Source organism: Bacillus sp. FSL W7-1085 (assembly GCF_038595035.1).
GTDB classification, from domain to species: domain Bacteria; phylum Bacillota; class Bacilli; order Bacillales; family Bacillaceae; genus Bacillus; species Bacillus altitudinis.
Genome location: NZ_CP152000.1, coordinates 1017078 through 1034883, shown reverse-complemented (window position 1 = coordinate 1034883; position 17806 = coordinate 1017078). Strand labels below are relative to the sequence as shown.

Annotated in this window: 16 protein-coding genes; 7 read left to right on the top strand and 9 right to left on the bottom strand. The window is 41.6% G+C overall.

Features of this window, described 5'->3' with window-relative positions; genetic code table 11:
- Positions 1 to 18: 18 nt before the first annotated feature.
- Positions 19 to 1188 (bottom strand): MFS transporter, encoded by a 1170-nt coding sequence (locus tag MKY11_RS05175; protein ID WP_203144230.1) that lies wholly within the window; start codon positions 1186 to 1188, stop codon positions 19 to 21.
- 143 nt (positions 1189 to 1331) lie between these two features.
- Between MKY11_RS05175 and MKY11_RS05170 the strand changes: the two genes are divergently transcribed.
- Positions 1332 to 2771: a PLP-dependent aminotransferase family protein gene (locus tag MKY11_RS05170; protein WP_342501909.1), complete on the top strand. Its 1440-nt coding sequence runs from the start codon at positions 1332 to 1334 to the stop codon at positions 2769 to 2771.
- A gap of 30 nt (positions 2772 to 2801) precedes the next feature.
- Here MKY11_RS05170 and MKY11_RS05165 read toward each other — a convergent pair whose 3' ends face one another.
- From MKY11_RS05165 to MKY11_RS05155, 3 genes are all read right to left on the bottom strand, one after another.
- Positions 2802 to 3284, bottom strand: a complete 483-nt coding sequence (locus MKY11_RS05165; RefSeq protein WP_138278362.1) for a hypothetical protein — start codon at positions 3282 to 3284, stop codon at positions 2802 to 2804.
- 385 nt (positions 3285 to 3669) lie between these two features.
- The gene (locus tag MKY11_RS05160; RefSeq protein ID WP_268356343.1) at positions 3670 to 4776 is read right to left on the bottom strand and encodes an alanine racemase; all 1107 of its coding nucleotides are present in this window, start codon (positions 4774 to 4776) and stop codon (positions 3670 to 3672) included.
- Positions 4777 to 4919: 143 nt separating this feature from the next.
- Positions 4920 to 5498, bottom strand: coding sequence for a competence protein ComK (locus MKY11_RS05155; RefSeq protein WP_041507498.1), 579 nt, complete (start codon positions 5496 to 5498; stop codon positions 4920 to 4922).
- Between the two features lie 289 nt (positions 5499 to 5787).
- On the opposite strand from MKY11_RS05155, the gene MKY11_RS05150 reads away from it, so the two are divergent.
- Positions 5788 to 6018, top strand: a complete 231-nt coding sequence (locus tag MKY11_RS05150; RefSeq protein ID WP_003210924.1) for an IDEAL domain-containing protein — start codon at positions 5788 to 5790, stop codon at positions 6016 to 6018.
- A 64-nt stretch (positions 6019 to 6082) separates the two neighbouring features.
- Here MKY11_RS05150 and MKY11_RS05145 read toward each other — a convergent pair whose 3' ends face one another.
- Positions 6083 to 6943 carry an SDR family oxidoreductase gene (locus MKY11_RS05145; RefSeq protein ID WP_268356345.1) on the bottom strand — a complete coding sequence of 287 codons (861 nt, stop codon included), beginning with the start codon at positions 6941 to 6943 and terminating at the stop codon, positions 6083 to 6085.
- Positions 6944 to 7084: 141 nt separating this feature from the next.
- Between MKY11_RS05145 and MKY11_RS05140 the strand changes: the two genes are divergently transcribed.
- The 4 genes from MKY11_RS05140 (at position 7085) to MKY11_RS05125 (ending at position 12182) form a co-directional block, all read left to right on the top strand.
- Positions 7085 to 8617 (top strand): FAD-dependent oxidoreductase, encoded by a 1533-nt coding sequence (locus MKY11_RS05140; protein ID WP_342501908.1) that lies wholly within the window; start codon positions 7085 to 7087, stop codon positions 8615 to 8617.
- Between the two features lie 91 nt (positions 8618 to 8708).
- A complete protein-coding gene (locus MKY11_RS05135) occupies positions 8709 to 10004 on the top strand; it encodes a globin-coupled sensor protein (protein WP_007497200.1) in 1296 nt (431 codons plus the stop codon).
- A gap of 61 nt (positions 10005 to 10065) precedes the next feature.
- Positions 10066 to 10650 carry a histidine phosphatase family protein gene (locus MKY11_RS05130; protein ID WP_061418594.1) on the top strand — a complete coding sequence of 195 codons (585 nt, stop codon included), beginning with the start codon at positions 10066 to 10068 and terminating at the stop codon, positions 10648 to 10650.
- A 386-nt stretch (positions 10651 to 11036) separates the two neighbouring features.
- Positions 11037 to 12182 (top strand): S8 family peptidase, encoded by a 1146-nt coding sequence (locus tag MKY11_RS05125; protein ID WP_045034875.1) that lies wholly within the window; start codon positions 11037 to 11039, stop codon positions 12180 to 12182.
- Positions 12183 to 12228: 46 nt separating this feature from the next.
- On the opposite strand, the gene MKY11_RS05120 is transcribed toward MKY11_RS05125, so the two are convergent.
- On the bottom strand, positions 12229 to 13512 hold the full coding sequence (locus tag MKY11_RS05120; protein ID WP_159145568.1) for a M48 family metallopeptidase: 1284 nt from the start codon (positions 13510 to 13512) through the stop codon (positions 12229 to 12231).
- 177 nt (positions 13513 to 13689) lie between these two features.
- Between MKY11_RS05120 and MKY11_RS05115 the strand changes: the two genes are divergently transcribed.
- On the top strand, positions 13690 to 14106 hold the full coding sequence (locus MKY11_RS05115) for a hypothetical protein (protein ID WP_007497192.1): 417 nt from the start codon (positions 13690 to 13692) through the stop codon (positions 14104 to 14106).
- Positions 14107 to 14299: 193 nt separating this feature from the next.
- Here MKY11_RS05115 and MKY11_RS05110 read toward each other — a convergent pair whose 3' ends face one another.
- From MKY11_RS05110 to MKY11_RS05100, 3 genes are all read right to left on the bottom strand, one after another.
- A complete protein-coding gene (locus MKY11_RS05110; protein ID WP_342501907.1) occupies positions 14300 to 15853 on the bottom strand; it encodes a fatty acid--CoA ligase family protein in 1554 nt (517 codons plus the stop codon).
- Between the two features lie 172 nt (positions 15854 to 16025).
- Positions 16026 to 17015 (bottom strand): lipoate--protein ligase, encoded by a 990-nt coding sequence (locus tag MKY11_RS05105; RefSeq protein ID WP_008348846.1) that lies wholly within the window; start codon positions 17013 to 17015, stop codon positions 16026 to 16028.
- Positions 17016 to 17017: 2 nt separating this feature from the next.
- Positions 17018 to 17761: an MBL fold metallo-hydrolase gene (locus tag MKY11_RS05100; protein WP_201297446.1), complete on the bottom strand. Its 744-nt coding sequence runs from the start codon at positions 17759 to 17761 to the stop codon at positions 17018 to 17020.
- Between the last annotated feature and the right edge of the window lie 45 nt (positions 17762 to 17806).

Sequence of the window (17806 nt, the reverse complement as noted above, 5' to 3'; positions counted from 1 at the left end):
AAAGAGAAAGAATCCATTTCACTTTTGCCTCTCTCTGAAACTTAAACTAAGTAAGATCAGGCAGGCAGCCAGCACGAGCATGAAAAAGAGCGTTAACACTGTCTGAGTACCGTACATATCAGCAAAGAGACCAACGAACACACTTGGTATGCCAAGACCTAGATACGCAAACAAGTAATATCCAGCAACGGCTCTAGCCGCTTCCTTCTTCCCTTTCTCAACAATCAGCTGGAGACCACCTAAGTAAGTAAATCCATAGCAAGCTGTGCCCGCTAAAAGAGTTCCAGCAAGGACAAGGAAAATGGACCCGCTATTAGCACCGAATAACAGCAGGCCATATCCACACGGAAGACAAATAAAACCGATACGAAGCGCTGCACTGCTATTCATCTTTCGGACAAAAGGCTGCATCAGAACACCTGCCATATTAATAAAAAACAGCGCCGGGCCTACCCACAATTCATAGCCATTTAATTTAAGCTGTGCTGGCAAAATCGAAATGACAAGACCGCACACAGACCATGCGATAGCAATGGCTATGTTCGCAGGCATTGTCCCTTTTGGAAACCTCGGCATGTTCATTAGCGGTTTACTTGCCTCTCCTTGTACAGGCGGCACCAAAAAGAATACAGCAACAATCGTCAACATAATCAAGACCAACACAATCCAATAGCTAAGAGGCGTCAGTGACACTTGCTCAAAAGAAAGAATCGCTGTAAAAAGAGCACCTCCCCCAAATCCAATTGAACTGCATAATGCGATAAACGTTGGGATCCAGCCCGATTTCTCTGGATATAAAGCAATCAAGTAGGCAGTACATGTGCCAACACTTAACCCAAGTCCCACTCCTTGCAGCAGCCGGGCGACAAAGAGCATTTGTATGGTCGGATGCACGATCATGAGCAGGGTGGCACATAATGAAAAGCAAAGTGCGATCAATAAAATCGGTTTTCGTCCTGCCCGGTCAGACATGCCGCCAAGTAACAATAATACTGGAATCAGTCCGAAAACATACGCAGCAAACACAAGGGCTGTTGACGCCTTTCCGTATCCTGCCTGCTCTGCATATTCCGTATAAAGAGGGACTTGCAGGTTCACTGCTGTTGTAATCATAAAAAGGCTAAATAAAACGAACACAAACGGAATCATAGATAGCTGTGCTGTTTCTTCTTTTGATGCAGGAATCATGGGACTCTCTCCTCTGTGCAAATGATATGAACCAGTGTACACATCATTTGGATTTCTTCCTACATCCAAAAACGAAGCTATTGACCAGTCCATAATTCCATGTCATCATCAATGATGACATGACAAGGGAAAGAAGGTGCACTGTGTACATTCATTTAGACCGTTCCAGCTCTACCCCGCTCTGGCAGCAAATCGTCAATGGCATCATTCAAAAAATTCATACAAACACACTGAATCCTGAGGATCAGTTGACTCCGTCAAGAGTATTAGCACAAGAGCTCAACGTATCTCGATCCACCGTACAGCTTGCCTATGATGAACTGCTGGCAAGAGGCTATGTCAGCACCTCTAGAAGAGGCGGAACAAAGGTCATTTCAAGTGATCACAATGCTGCTTCTCCCCCACATCAAAACGAACCGCCTTTTGCACTTCCGACAAGACCTCACTTTGACGAGGCTGAGAAACAAATGAATCACTGGCTCTCGGCCAATCAATTTCATGACACACTTGAGATTGATTTCCGCCATCAAGAACCAGCCATCGACGACCATTTTCAAAACATATGGAAACGCTCGCTTCTAAAAGCATTACAGCGCTTAAATATGAAAGATTGGGGCTATTCTTCTCCGCATGGATTATGGGAAGTGCGTTCTGAAATTCGCCAATACTTATCGGTTGAACGCGGCATTGATATAGAAGAAGACCAAATCGTGTTAACAGGGGGCACACAGCAAGCCATTGACTTAATTTCACAAGTCATGCTCAAAAAAGGAGATACAGTAGCTGTTGAAGATCCTGGTTTTCCTGGAGCTAGGTTGTCCTTTTTACATCGCGAAATGACTATTTACCCCGCACCAGTCGATGAAGAAGGAATGATGGTGAATACATTGCCAGAACGTACAAAGCTGATAGCTGTAACGCCCTCTCATCAGCGGCCAACCGGTGTCTGTATGAGCGTCAATAGAAGACGGGAGCTGTTGCAGTTTGCTGCGAAGGCTCAATCTTATATATTGGAAGATGATTTCGATGGGGATTATCGTTATCATGGCGGACCGCTTCCTTCTTTATTTTCAGAAGCACCCGATCATGTGATCTATATTGTCAGCTTTTCCAAGGTACTTGCTCCAGGCATCCGCCTTGCTGCCATCATCGGCTCCAAAGCAGTCATCAAAGAAATCGCTGCACTGCAATCACTTATTCAAAGACAGCTGCCGATCATGGAGCAAATCACTCTTGCCTCTTTTTTCAGAGAAGGAGAGTTTACGCGATATGTCAGGCGGATGAGACAGGTGTATAAAAAACGGCAGGCAGCGATGATGGATGCTCTTTTGACACATCACTTTGACAAACACTTCCGTTTATATGGAACCGATACAGGCCTTCACGTCTTTTTGGAAGGAACATCAGACTTTGATGAACAAGGTACGATTGAGGCCGCAAAAGCGGCAGGTGTCGGCATTTATCCATTAAGCCCCTATTGTTATGAAAGCAAAAGGAAAGGGTTGCTGCTTGGTTTTGCCTGTACGGATGAAGCCATGATTCAAGAAGGTGTACGCCGATTAAAGCAAACACTGCACATCTAAAAAAGCCTGGAAGTCTCTCTTCCAGGCTTTTCATTGTGATTGCTGAACGTTTCCCACTTCTTCAATGAAAGAGGCTGTCTCTTGCAATCCATCTTGAAAATGTTGAGTGGCTGACATAAACAGCTTTTCTTGATCAGGACGCTTTAACAGCTGCTCTACCTTGCTAATTCCTTTTTCAAATGAAGCAAGACCTGCCTTTAATTGTTTGTCTGCCTTTTGATACACAGCTGGCACTTCTTGATGAGTAAGCCCTTTTTGAATGACACGGTCGAATGCTTTCGTCGCTTTTGTCAATTTTTCATTTACTTGAATTTTTCCGTGTCCATCTGAAATAAATTGATCGGTCATGTTTTCATATGCTTCATTTAACTCATCCATATAACGCTGAACCCATTGTTCATACGCAGCTTCTTTTGTGTTTTGTTTTGAAGGCGGCTGACCTGCTTGATTGCAGGCCGTGAGTAGTGTCACTGTCACGGTAAATAGCAGCATCAAATGCCATCGTTTTTTCATACAGGGCCCCCATTTCTCTTTCCCATTTGTTCATATCGGTCAAATATGATCAACTTTTACCTCATACGAACACCTTGTAAGAAATGACTTATTTTTATTGTAACAGACCGCATGTATCACTTCTGTGATTTATGCGGAAATGAATGAAAATCCTTCTAATGGTTCACATTTCCCTGCCATTTCATGATGATACAGTCAATAGACGACGAGAAAGGCACATTTGGTTTCAATCTATTTCATCTTCGTCATTTTTTCTCAAATAAAAAAGACCCCTTTCGGCGCCTTTTCCTTAGATGTATGGATTTCAAATGATGATCTTTCTTGAATGGAAGCTACCTTATATTCTGCTCTGCATAGCGGCAACACCCTCTATGATCCTACCCATTTATTGCAGCTTTCCTTTACAAGCAATCTCCAGCTCTTCTACCACCTTGCCATCTTGAATGAGGTATGCTTTTTCATGAAGATTCACAGCAGGACAGATGTGATTCGGAATCATTTGCACCTTCTCACCAATCTGTACACTTTGACGAAAGCCTTCATGATAGATAATGGCATGCTCGTCAAATACGTTTGAAACAAATACATCATCATATTCTTTCACTTTGCCTAAGCCCTCTGTTTTGGTCAGCCCTTTTGTACGCGTTTGTGCCGTCAGCCCCTTGGCCCCTACATCTGTAATCACCCGGCGCTCTGTCGGTTTACTAATGACCGTCGTCAGCACAGATGCTGCACAATGTGAATATGTGCCGATTACATTGGACTGGGAAGCATCCATCAAGATGTATGTGCCTGGCCGTATTTCAGTGACTCCTTTTGGAATATCAAATTGAAATAAAAATGGCGGTGTTGATCCAATACTGACGACCTCTAGCGGCATACCAGCTTCTTCTGCAATCTGCGCAAAACGGAGTGTTCGATTTACAGCCTCCTCGTATAATGTCCGGCAATGTGCTTTACTTTCCGCTTGATACGTATGACCATCATGAGAAAAAATCCCCTTTAAATGAACGGCATCACTTGTTTGAATCGCCTCTAATATGTGGCAGAAATCACGTTCTTCAATGACACCAGACCTTCCCTCTCCAACCTCTATCTCAATTAAAACCTCCGCTTTTTTCTCTGATTCACAAAAGACTTGCTCAATCTGCTTCACATGCTCAACACAATCTATACCGAATGAAATCTGTATCGACTCTGCCAGTTTACGAATCCGCTTGAGTTTAATCTCACCTACAATTTGATTGGCGATAAAAATATCCTTTAGCCCATGGGCTGCCATTACTTCAGCCTCTCCTACTTTCGCTACCGTAATGCCAGATGCACCTTTCTCTTCCTGCAGCTTGGCAAGTGCAGGCGTTTTATGAGTTTTCGTATGAGGGCGCAATTTGACATGCTGACGGTCTGCGTATTGTTGCATCGCCGCTACATTCTCCATCAACACCCGTTTATCAATGAGTAGTGCCGGCGTATCCAGTTCTTCATACATCATCCCCATGACCCCTTTCATTATATAAAAAATTATACGATATAGATAAATTATATATTTTTTTATACGATAATCAATGGTTTTTTCTGCAAAAAAGTGATGGCGATGAGTAAGCAGTCCAGCGGCTGTCTGCCGCTGGTCTCTCACTAATAACGATTACGAAGTTCTCTTAAGATAAAATCATACACAAGGTTGAGCTGCTGTTCCTTTGGATACAGCATAAATTCTTGTTTCTTAGGAAGACCTCCATCAAGTCGATCTTGAAATTTCGTTCGGAGATACGCTGTTCGGTGTACCTGACTCTCAAATGACTTATATGAGACATCTAGTTTGACCGATTGCTCATTTGTAAAAGTAACAACCGTATCTCCGAGGGATGATTCCTGAAAGTTATGAATGTATTTGTGGGAGATCCATCCGCATTGAGGGCGGTTGGATGAATAGGTTGGGAAGAAATACAGATGATTGGATGAGTCAATCACGATGGGAGGCTTGTGGGAAATACCTGTTACTTCATATGTTCCCGCTTTTCTGCCTGCATAGCTTGAGCCAAAGAACCTGCAACTGCGTTCTATAATTTGCAGCGGCTTTAATTCAACGTAAAAGCTTGTCTCTCTTTCGATCACTTTTGAATATACTCGTTTTCCTTCTTCAACCGGAAGGACCGCCATTGTTGTTTGATTAATGACGTATGAATCTAATGGTGTTTCACTAATTCCTGACACTTCATTTCCTCCTGTGTTAATTTTTGGTTATTTTAGATACTATTAATCTATCACCAACGTATAAGAAACGACAGGATTTTTTCAATATTTATTTAAAATTATCTTTTTATCATGTTATTTAGTACATTCGATCTATCTAAAAGCCATTTTTAAAGATATATCGCATCTTGTCGACTGGACAAGGAGTGTCGATATGGCTCAAAAATAAATTGTCTAAAAATTATAAATTCTTGTTGATTTTTTCTCCGCCAATCCATATACTATAAAAAAGGCATCGGGGGGATTCTTTATGAAAGAGAAAAAAACGTATGCTGAGCTCATGAAGTCCCGCAACACCCAAAAAACCGAAGAAAACGGCGTGACGATTTTAGACATCTATATTCAAATGGTTTTAGATGAGGCGCTTTATAAACAGCGCTTAACCTTCCTTAGAGAAGAGATTGATAAGGCACTGGATCAGCGTGATGAAAAGCGATTCAACGACCTGTCAGCTCAATATGCAGAACACTGCTTACATTAATTATGATGATTTTACTTGCGGCAGAGAGACAGAAACTTGTCTCTTTACCGCAAGTTTTTTGTTTTTATCCATTTAATATGGTTCCGCCATTCACATGAATCATTTGTCCATTCATATAAGAAGAGTCTTCGCTCGCTAAAAATAAATAACTTGGCGCTAACTCTACTGGCTCACCAGGCCGCTCCATTGGGACATCTCCACCAAATTCAGACACTTCCTTTTCCGTAAATGTGGATGGAATCAGTGGTGTCCAAATCGGTCCAGGCGCTACCCCATTTACCCGAATCCCTTGTTTGATCAGAGATAGAGATAATGACCTTGTAAACGTTACAACCGCCCCTTTTGTCGATGAATAATCAATTAAGGTTTCATGACCTTTATAAGCAGTGACCGATGCTGTATTAATAATACTGCTTCCTTTCTTTAAATGAGGGAGCACCGCTTTTGTTAAATAGAACATGGCAAATATATTCGTTTGAAATGTCCGAAGAAGCTGGTGAGAGGTAATCTGTTCAATGCTTTTTTGCGGATGCTGTTCACCTGCGTTGTTGACCAAAATATCAATCGAACCGAAAGCATCTTTTGTTTGTTTGACGACCTCGTTTGAAAAAGCTTCATCCCCTAGATCACCTGCTATTAAAATGACGCGGCCTCCCATTTTTTCAATATAGTCCTTCGTTTCTTCCGCATCACGATGTTCATTCAAATAAACAATCGCTACATTGGCTCCTTCTTTCGCAAATAAGACAGATACTGCTCTTCCAATCCCGCTGTCTCCACCTGTGACAATCGCCGTTTTCCCTGTCAGCTTTTTGCCTTGCACCTCTCGATCAAAGATAGGTCTAGGGTTCATTTTATATTCAAGTCCTGGACGTTCGCTCTGATGCTGAGGCGGTAACGTTTTCTTTGGCTGCTTTGTTGACACGTCAGTCCACTCCTTCCTTTTATCTCGTTTATTTTTATGTGTTGCTCATTTTTTTATGTATTTCGCTCTTGTTTTCACTAAAATGTATGATTTTCAGCATCGTGGAAAAATTATACACAACAAGTGACTGGAGGCGACAACATGGAACAAGAACATAAAGGATCGGAACAAGCAAAGTCGTTATGGCTAGCTGATAGTGAGAAGCCCTCTTTTCCTACTGTCAGCGAAGACCTTACAGCAGATGTCATCATTGTCGGTGCCGGTATTACCGGTATCGCTACTGCATTTGAAATGACAGAACGCGGACTGGATGTCATCATCATAGATGCTGATCAAGTATTGCAAGGAACCACTGGACATACGACAGCGAAAATTACCTCCCAGCATGATGTGTACTATCATGAGCTGATTCAGCATATTGGTATGCCGAAAGCCCGTTTATATGTAGAAGCAAATGAAAAAGCTAAGGAACTCATCCAAGCACGTGTGAAAGAGTATGACATTGATTGTCATCTTGAGGTAAAAGATGCTTATCTTTATACAACAAAAGAAAACGGCGTCAAAAAGTTAAAGAAGGAATTAGATGCGTACAAACAGCTCGGTATCGATCGCGAATGGAAAACAGCGCTCCCGTTTGATGCTGGCATCAAGGCAGCCCTCGCCATGACGCAGCAGGCACAATTTCATCCTCTTCATTATCTTCATGCACTGATCGATCAACTCATTGACCGAGGCGTGCGCATATTTGAACAGACAGCGGCAGTCGATGTAAAAGAAGGAAAACACCCTGCTGTCATCACAAAAAGTGGTCATCATCTGATGGGGCGCTCTATCATTTCATGCTCACACTTTCCTTTTTACGATGGCAAAGGACTGTATTTCACACGAATCCATCCTGAGCAATCTTATGTCGTCGCAGCCAAAACAAGCAAACCGCTTCCAGACGGCATGTACTTAGGAATTGATCAGCCTGCCCATTCATTAAGAACGGCGAAATTCCATGGAGAAGATGTCGTGCTCATCGGTGGACAAGGCCATAAAACCGGACAAGGCGGAGATGAATCCGCACACTATGAAGCACTAGAAAAGTTTGGTGAAGCCACCCTTGGTATAACGGAAGTCCTTTACCGCTGGTCCACGCATGATATGGTCACAATGGATCAAATCCCTTACATTGGCCGCCTGACAACACATCATTCGAATATTTTTGTTGCAACAGGCTTTAGAAAATGGGGCATGACCACAAGCCACGTAGCAGCGACACTGATCGGAGATTTGATCGAAGGAAAATCGGATCCTTACGAATCCATCTTTACTCCATCAAGACTCGTGTCAGACGCATTCGTAAAAGACTTTATCAAAGAAAACACCAATGTTGCAGCGAAGCTAATCAGCGGTAAATTAAAACGAGCTGATCAAACAATTGATGATTTAAAACCGGGTGAAGGCGGGATTGTGTCTTATGAGCATAAAAAATGTGGCGCATTTAAGTCAGAGGACGGCGATATCTTTCTTGTCGATACAACCTGTACTCATTTAGGCTGTGAAGTCGCGTGGAATAATAGTGACCGCACGTGGGACTGTCCTTGTCACGGGTCTCGTTTCTCCATTACGGGAGAAGTAGTAGAAGGTCCGGCTAAAAAACCACTAAAAAGGTCATATAAAGAACAGTAAAATTTCACTGTTTTCCCTTTAAAAAAACCAAAATTATCCGATAAAAAACATAAAGTCTGATATTTTTGATAATCATGGGGGGACAAACACATTGTTATTTAAAAAAGAGAGTAAAAAGAAAAACACTGCTTTTTTCACACAGCAGGATGATGGGATAAAACGAATCAATTTTCCGGAGAATACGGACATTGCCAAACAAATTAAAATGATTGATTTGACGCAGCAAGACCTTTTTATCTTGAAACAGCTGAATCCAATCGTTCAAGATGAAATTGAACATATCGTCGATAAATTTTATAAAAACCTAGAAGTCGAGTCTTCCTTGATGCACATCATTCAAGATAACAGCTCAGTCGAGCGTCTAAAGAAAACACTACGCATTCATATTAGTGAAATGTTTGCCGGTGTGATTGACGAATCTTATGTGGCCAAAAGAATTAAAATTGCACAAGTTCATTTAAGAATTGGACTTCAACCTAAATGGTATATGGCAGCCTTCCAAGACCTATTGCTATCCATTATGGATTTATTTGCCCAGCATATCCAAGATTTCAAAGAATATCAGACGGCAGTGAAAGCGACGACGAAAATTTTAAATCTAGAGCAGCAGCTTGTCCTAGATACGTTCCAAAATGAATACTCTAAAGTTCGTGATGAAGCAGAACTACAGCAAAAAGAGCTTCATACAAAAATTACAGAAACATCTAATTCACTTGCATCTCTCTTCTCAAACACAACAAATGCAGTGGACAAACTTGTATCAAAATCTGATGAGATGGCGGATATGTCACAGGCTGGCACAAAGATTTCAGCACAAGTTGAAGAGAAATCAATTGGCGGTAAAAAAGAGTTAGAAATTCAGCAGACGCAAATGAACCAAATTGACGGCAGTATGACAAAGATTGAAACAGAAATTAAACGCTTAGAAGAAATTGCGAAACAAATTGAACAAATTTTTGGGATCGTCACAGGTATTGCGGAGCAAACGAATTTACTATCTTTAAACGCTTCAATCGAATCAGCTCGAGCAGGTGAACATGGCAAAGGCTTTGCTGTCGTTGCAAACGAGGTTCGCAAATTATCAGAGGATACAAAGAAAACGGTTTCAACTGTATCTGAGCTCGTCAACAACACAAATTCACAAATCGCCATTGTGTCACAGCATATTGCTGATGTGAATTTACTTGTGACAGACAGTAAAGAAAAAATGACCCAAATCAACTCGCTATTCGATGATATCGTCAGCAGCATGAACTTAAGCAAAAACCAAAACGGAAAAATTGAAATAGATTTGCAAACATTCCTAAACGAATTGAAAGAAGTCAAACAAACTGTGTCCCAAGTGGCAAGTTCGGTCGAGTCCTTAACGAGTCTGACAAATCACTGATCCAGTCATTCTTCTTCTGTTTTAGTATAATAGAGGAAAAGATAGAAAAGGCGGGATTTGATTGACAGCAATTTGCCTAGTCAGACACGGAGAAACCGATTGGAATGCAGCGAAACGAATTCAAGGACGAACAGATATCCCTTTAAATGACACTGGTAAATGGCAAGCGGAACAAACCGGTCTTTACTTAAAAGATGCGCACTGGGATGTTGTCATTTCCAGTCCGCTATCAAGGGCAAAAGAAACAGCTCATTTGATTTTACAGTATGTACATGCACCGCTCGTGATCATGGACGATTTTATTGAACGTGACTATGGCGACGCTGAAGGCATGTCATTTGAGGAACGTCAGAAACTGTTTCCGAATAAACAGTATCCAAATATGGAACCATTATCGGCACTTCAAGATCGAATGCTAGAAGGTATTGAAAAAGTGAGAGCAACCTACCCAGATCAACGGGTACTAATCGTAGCACACGGTGCTGCCATCCATGCCTTACTCACCTCACTAGCTGACGAACATATGGGTATTAAGGATACAAGACTTGAGAATGCCTGCTTAAATTATGTGGAATGGACAGATGGTGAATGGAAGGTGAGCGATTACAACGTGGTCAGCCATTTAACACAATCTGCCCCTTCTTAAAGAACCTGTTTTCATAGCAGGTTCTTTTTCATGTCAAAAACAATGATAAAATAATATTTTTTTATATCGAAATTCGAAATAGATGATAGCCTTTTCTACCTATTTTATGGCATTTCGGGTATCGAATGTTTATCCTCAAATGGATCATGAGAAAAAAAGCACGATTCCTTTTTAATAGGAAACCGTTGGAAATATAGAATAAACATATTTTACCATCATTTCCAAGCGACTTAATTCCCTATTTTTCGCTAGGACTTCCACAAAAATTCGGGCCTACTCTTATTTGCCTATCTCTATTAAACTGAAAATACAGAATAATCAAACGGATCATTCTAATAGACTACGGATGATTATTCTGAAATAAGAAAAAGGGATGTGGAATGTGCGTGAAAAAGAAAAATGTGATGACAAGTGTTTTATTGGCTGTCCCTCTTCTGTTTTCAGCAGGGTTTGGAGGCTCGATGGCAAATGCCGAGACTGCCTCAAAGTCAGAAAGCGAAAAAAGCTATATCGTTGGCTTTAAAGCTTCTGCCACCACAAACAGCTCTAAGAAACAAGCAGTGACACAAAATGGTGGGAAATTAGAAAAACAATACCGCCTCATTAATGCTGCACAAGTGAAGATGTCTGAACAAGCCGCAAAAAAACTTGAACACGACCCTAGCATTGCTTATGTAGAAGAAGACCACAAAGCAGAAGCATATGCCCAAACCGTCCCTTATGGTATCCCTCAAATCAAAGCTCCAGCCGTACACGCTCAAGGTTATAAAGGTGCTAACGTCAAAGTAGCTGTCCTTGATACTGGAATCCACGCCGCACACCCTGACTTAAATGTTGCAGGCGGTGCTAGCTTCGTCCCTTCAGAGCCAAATGCCACACAAGACTTTCAATCACACGGAACTCACGTAGCCGGAACCATTGCTGCCCTTGATAACACGATTGGTGTTCTTGGGGTTGCGCCAAGCGCCTCCTTGTATGCCGTTAAAGTGTTAGATCGAAACGGAGATGGACAATACAGCTGGATTATCAGCGGTATTGAATGGGCTGTTGCCAATAACATGGATGTCATCAATATGAGCTTAGGCGGACCAAACGGCTCCACAGCGCTTAAAAATGCTGTAGACACAGCGAATAACCGCGGAGTAGTTGTCGTTGCCGCAGCAGGGAATTCAGGTTCAATTGGCTCTACTAGCACCGTAGGCTATCCTGCAAAATACGACTCTACAATTGCTGTTGCCAACGTGAACAGCAACAATGTCAGAAACTCGTCTTCTAGCGCAGGTCCTGAATTAGATGTTTCTGCACCTGGTACATCGATTTTAAGTACAGTACCAAGCAGTGGATATACGTCTTATACGGGAACATCAATGGCATCTCCTCATGTAGCAGGAGCAGCAGCGCTTATCCTTTCTAAGTACCCGAATCTATCAACGTCTCAGGTTCGTCAGCGCTTAGAAAATACGGCAACACCGCTTGGTAATTCGTTCTATTATGGAAAAGGATTAATTAACGTTCAAGCGGCTTCTAACTAAAATAAGTGTGACAAAAAAATCCGGCGAACTGAGCCGGATTTTTTATTTATTGCTTTTTCGATGTTTCCTCTTTTTTTGCGGCTTTTTCCATATCGATGATTCTCTCCATCATCGTCGGGTGTCCATAGCGGAATATTTTCACTAAAAGTGGCGGATTGACTTGGGAAAGCCCTGATTTTGCAAGCTTTTGAAATGACGTCACCCCCGCCTCTCCATCTTTCGTCAAGTTCACGGCGTATTCATCAGCTGCACGTTCTTGATGCCTTGACACAGCATTTGTAAAAGGAGAAGCAGCAAATGACAGCATAGATACAATGATCAACAGAAGCGGAAGAGCAGCAACGTCATGTGGTGCCTTCAGACGAAATGGAGAAGCGCCTTTTTGGTAAAGGGAAAAATAAAGACGGTCAATGGCAAAAAATCCAACCAGAGACAACACTAAATATCCTGCTAAACCGATATACACATGCTTCATCACGTAATGTCCCATCTCATGCGCCATGATAAATAAGATTTCACGGTCTTTCAACTTTTGAAGTGTCGTATCCCACAAAACAATACGCTTATTTTCACCAATTCCTGTGACGTAAGCATTCATCGTGTTTGTTTTCTCTGACATGTTGACTTCATATACATGATCTGCTGGAATGTGTGCTTTCTCTGCAAGAGTTAATATCTTTTTCTCAAGAGCTTGATCCTTCAATGGGTAAAAATCATTGTAGAGTGGATCAATAACGACCGGCTGTATAAAGAAGAGAAACAGTGTAACTGGAACGGTTAAACACCAAGCATACAGCCACCAATATTTCCTTTTCTTTTGAATGAGCCAAAAGAACACAATGGCGCATAGAACAAGCAGTGGATATTGAATCCAAAAATCAAGCGTTTGGTCTTTTAGCCAACTTGCCGTGCTTTGTGCTGAAACACCGTAGTACAAGGACAACTGGTAGCTCACCCACTTGACTGGCAATGTGATCAGCATCGTCAAAAGTGACAGCACAAACACATACACAAGTTTGCTCAAAAGGTGAAAACGAGCTGCTGCCAAGCTCCAATCTGCTAATTTCCTTGAAAACCCTGAAATGAGCAAAAGGAAAAAGACATACCAATCTAAAGGAATTGTCATAAAGTACAACAGGTTACGAATGTTCGAGTAATTTCCACTGATCAAAAGCTCATGGGTTGTCATAAATGTATGCGGGTCTGCACTTGTCCCTTTCACACTGTCAGGGACAGATGAATCCCCCATTAGAAATAAGTAAGAATAAATAAAAAGACCGTACAATATGTATGCTACCGTTGCAAGAGCTACCCATTTGCGTACTCGCACTGGTCAGCCTCCTTTCCATTTCTCTCTCTATTGTAATCACGCACGTTTTTGTTTAGAACCTGTCTCATGTGGCTCCATCATAGCATGCCCTATCTGAAAAAGCTTGAGTGAAAAAAATGATTATGCTGTTCAAAAATCGGAGAAACTAGCTATAAAAAAGTGAGTTGGAGGTTCATCATGAAGAAAATCCTTGCAGGAATTGTGATCTTTGGGCTTTTACTGATTACCTTCTTTTATGTGTTCAGCCGGACAAGTGACATCTTCGATGAAAATCGAGCAGAGAAATTATTGCTTTCACCGACGAACCAGTCCATTTCTTATGAAATAGATGATAAAGATACAACTGAGGATCTAATTGAACAATTAAACAAAGGGAAACAAACAAGCAGCCATCTCAAAAAGAATGTAAAGAAGCCAGATTATATCGCCAAGGTCATGTTCGGACGGACAAATGGCACTTCTTTTCAGCTATGGACCAACCGCTCTCAAGTTGTTTTTTTAGTAGACGGCACCTATTATGAATTAAATCAAAAACAGTCAAATTCCTTTCGAAAACAGGTACAAGAAGCGATTCAAAAAGGAGCCTCTTCATAAGAGACTCCCTAGATTGTTGACAAAGGGATAAAATGAACTTGATTTTATCCCCTTGTCTTCTTTTCAGCGTGATAGAAAACCTTTGCAGTCTAGGAGGCGCGGAGCGAATGTGAACCAAGCACGCAGGACTGACAAAGAATGCAAGGGTTTGTCTACACGCTGAGGAGCCTCCCCATAAGAAGAGACTCTTTTTTTATTTACTTGTTTCTGCTTGGTACTTATCCTTTAGCGCTCTTCTTAAAATTTTACCAGTCGTGTTTTTTGGAATATCATCAATGAAATGGATCGTTTGGGGCTGCTTATATTTCGCCAAATAGCGTGAACAATGTGTGATGATGTCTTCTTGATTGATGTGAGCATGTTTCTTAGGGGAAATGTAACAGACAACAGCCTCTCCTGTGTTTGGATCGGGCACACCGATGACAACGGCTTCTGCTACAGCTTCATGTTGATAAAGCACTTCTTCTACTTCTCTTGGATAGACATTATACCCGCCAACGAGAATCATGTCCTTTTTTCGATCGACGATATAAATATATCCGTCTTCATCTCTTCTCGCCAAATCTCCTGTGTACAGCCAGCCATCTTTCAGTGCTGCTTCTGTGTCTTCTGGCATTTGATAATAGCCTTTCATAATGTTTGGCCCTTTTGCAATCAATTCTCCGACTTCGTTTGGTCCAACTTCCTCTCCAAGTTCATTCACGATCTTATTTTTCACATTCATAATATCAGTTCCGACTGAACCTGGTTTTCTTTTTCCATCAAGGGGATTGAATGCCGTCACTGGGGAAGCCTCTGACAATCCATAGCCCTCTAGCACCGTGACACCGAACTTTTCTTCAAAACCGTGAAGTAAAGCAACAGGCATGGACGCACCGCCTGATATACAAATCCTCACCGACTTCATCGCTTCCTCATGACCGTCCTGGCGGTATAAATAGTTATACATGGTTGGAACACCAACAAATAGCGTTGGTTTTTCTTTCTCCATCATTCGTAAAAGCTCTGATGGGCTGAAATGCGGCAGGACATAGATGGTCGCTCCATGAATCAAAGGGGCATTCATACAGACGGTCAAACAAAACACATGGAACATCGGCAAAGCAGCAATCACCTTGTCCTTCTCATCAATTGACAGGTACTCCGCAATGTCTCTTGCATTTGAATTTAGGTTAACATGAGTGAGCATTGCCCCTTTTGGTTTTCCTGTTGTGCCAGATGTAAATAAAATAACGGCCGTATCGTCAGGTTGTATGACAGGATGCTCAGTTTCCGGCGCATCTCCAGACACAAGCTTTCCGAAGAAAACAAGACGATCAGATACTTCTTTTAAACTTGACCTGCACGCAGATTCATTTTGTGCACAAATAATGACTCGTTCAATAGCTGGAAGCTGTTCATACACCTGCTCGTATATCGGCAGAAGCTGATCCGGTGCAACAATCCCTTTTACATCACCAGTGACCAGCATATAGCCGATTTCACTTGGCGTATATGTTGGATTGACAGGTACAACAACAAGTCCTGCCTTTAATGCACCAAAAAATGAAATCACAAAATGCGGTGAATTTCCTAAAATCAGCGCGATATGATCTCCCGCTTGAAACCCTTCGCTCACTAAACCATCTGCAAAACGTTCGATACTTGTCATCAGTTCTTGATAGGTCCACTTGTTCCCTTCAAAGATCAGTGCGACGTTCTCTCCCTTGGTCATCGCAGTCTGCTCAAGATTTTTGATCAAATCCATTCTCCCACCCCTTATACTTCATCAATGAATGAATAGCCATTCATTTTATGACCAAACATTCCTCCTTTCTATTATAATAGACAATCGAAAAAATTCACAAGATCAAATGTAAACCGCTTTCATCTCTTTCATTAGAAAAAGCACCGCTATCTCTAGCCGTGCTTGTCCTTGCTTAATAAATCAAATCCAGAAAATCTTCTTTTGATACGTTACCAAAATAATGGCGCATATCCATGTCTTCTAATACATCACTAATGGTTTTGCGATCATATTGCTGCCCAATGAGTCGTTTCTCAATATCAGCAATATCCCCTACACCGAAGAAGTCACCAAAAATTTTGCAGTCTTGAATGATGCCTTTTTTCACTTCTAATCGAAGATCAATCGATCCAGCTGGAAAACGCTTAGAGTGCTGCAAGTTAAACTTAGGTGAACGGCCGTAGTTCCATTCCCATTTTTGGTATCGATCACGAGAAATCTCATGAATCTTCTCCCAATCCTTTTCTGTCAGCTGATACTCAGGCACGTCTCCGTTCGTGTCAAAAATATAGCTTAAAAGAATTTTTCTAAATTCTTCTGTTGTCATCTTTTGATCCATCAGTTCACTAATATTCGCAACCCTGCTTCTAATGGATTTAATGCCTTTTGATTCGATCTTTTCTTTCTTCACATTTAATGCCGAGACAACATGTTCGATTTCTGAATCAAATAATAGGGTGCCATGACTGAAGATACGTCCTCGTGTAGCAAATTGAGCATTCCCCGAAATTTTACGCCCATCTGCCATGATGTCATTTCTGCCGCTTAATTCCGCTTTGACGCCAAGCTTTTCAAGCGCTTTGATGACTGGCTCGGTGAATTTTTTAAAGTTATGAAAGCTGTCCCCATCGTCTTTTGTAATAAAACTGAAGTTCAAGTTTCCTTTGTCATGGTAAACTGCACCACCGCCAGATAACCTGCGAACGACTTTGATGCCATTGTCTTCCACATATTTTGTATTAATTTCTTCTATTGTATTTTGGTTCTTTCCAATAATAATGGACGGCTGGTTGATGTAAAACAGCAAATACGTTTCTTCTGGATCTAAATATTTTAAGCAATACTCTTCAATTGCTAAATTAATCATTGGGTCATAATGTTGCTCGTTATCGATAAACAGCATCTCTATCTTCCTTCCTTGTTCCATCTAAGCCCTGATTGGGCAAGCTGTATATTGCAAGTATATAACGCCTGTGCTTCATTGACTAGGTCTTTATGCCGGCCGAAATGAGGCAGATGGGTGATGATGAGCTCTCCAACATTTGCTTCACTTGCCAGCTTCCCTACTTCAGTGCTGTTCATATGTCCTGCACCCGATCCGTCTTGTCCGGCGTAAAAGTTGCTTTCGGCAATAAGTAAGTCTGCATCCTTGCTAAAAGGGATAAATGCATCTTGATAGCTGGAGTCAGCTGTATACACCACCACAGCCTCATTTGCCTGAATTCTCATCGCATAGCATTCTGCCGGATGAACCGTTTTCAAAAAATCAATTTGAAATGGTCCAATTTGAATGCCCTCTTCCGGGTGATAAGGTTTTGTCTTTGTATGTACATCATCAGAGAGCCGCTGAAATGCTGCTTGATCCCCGGTATGTCCGTAGATCGTTAGCGGACCACTGCTTTTTCCTAAATGATAACCCACTAGCTTCGCATATTGGAGAGGTCCGATATCTGCAATATGATCGTGATGATAATGAGAAAGGAGTACAGCATCTAGTTCTTCTATATCAATGAATTGCTGAAGCTTTGACAGAACTCCGCTCCCGCAGTCAACAAGCAGACGAAAACCATCTGATTCAAAAAGATAACCTGATGTGGCTTCACCTGCTGCTGGAAATCCTCCGTAGCAGCCAATCACGGTTAATTTCATCGTCATATTTCCTCCTTTTCAAAAAATCCCCTTCTTACAATATAC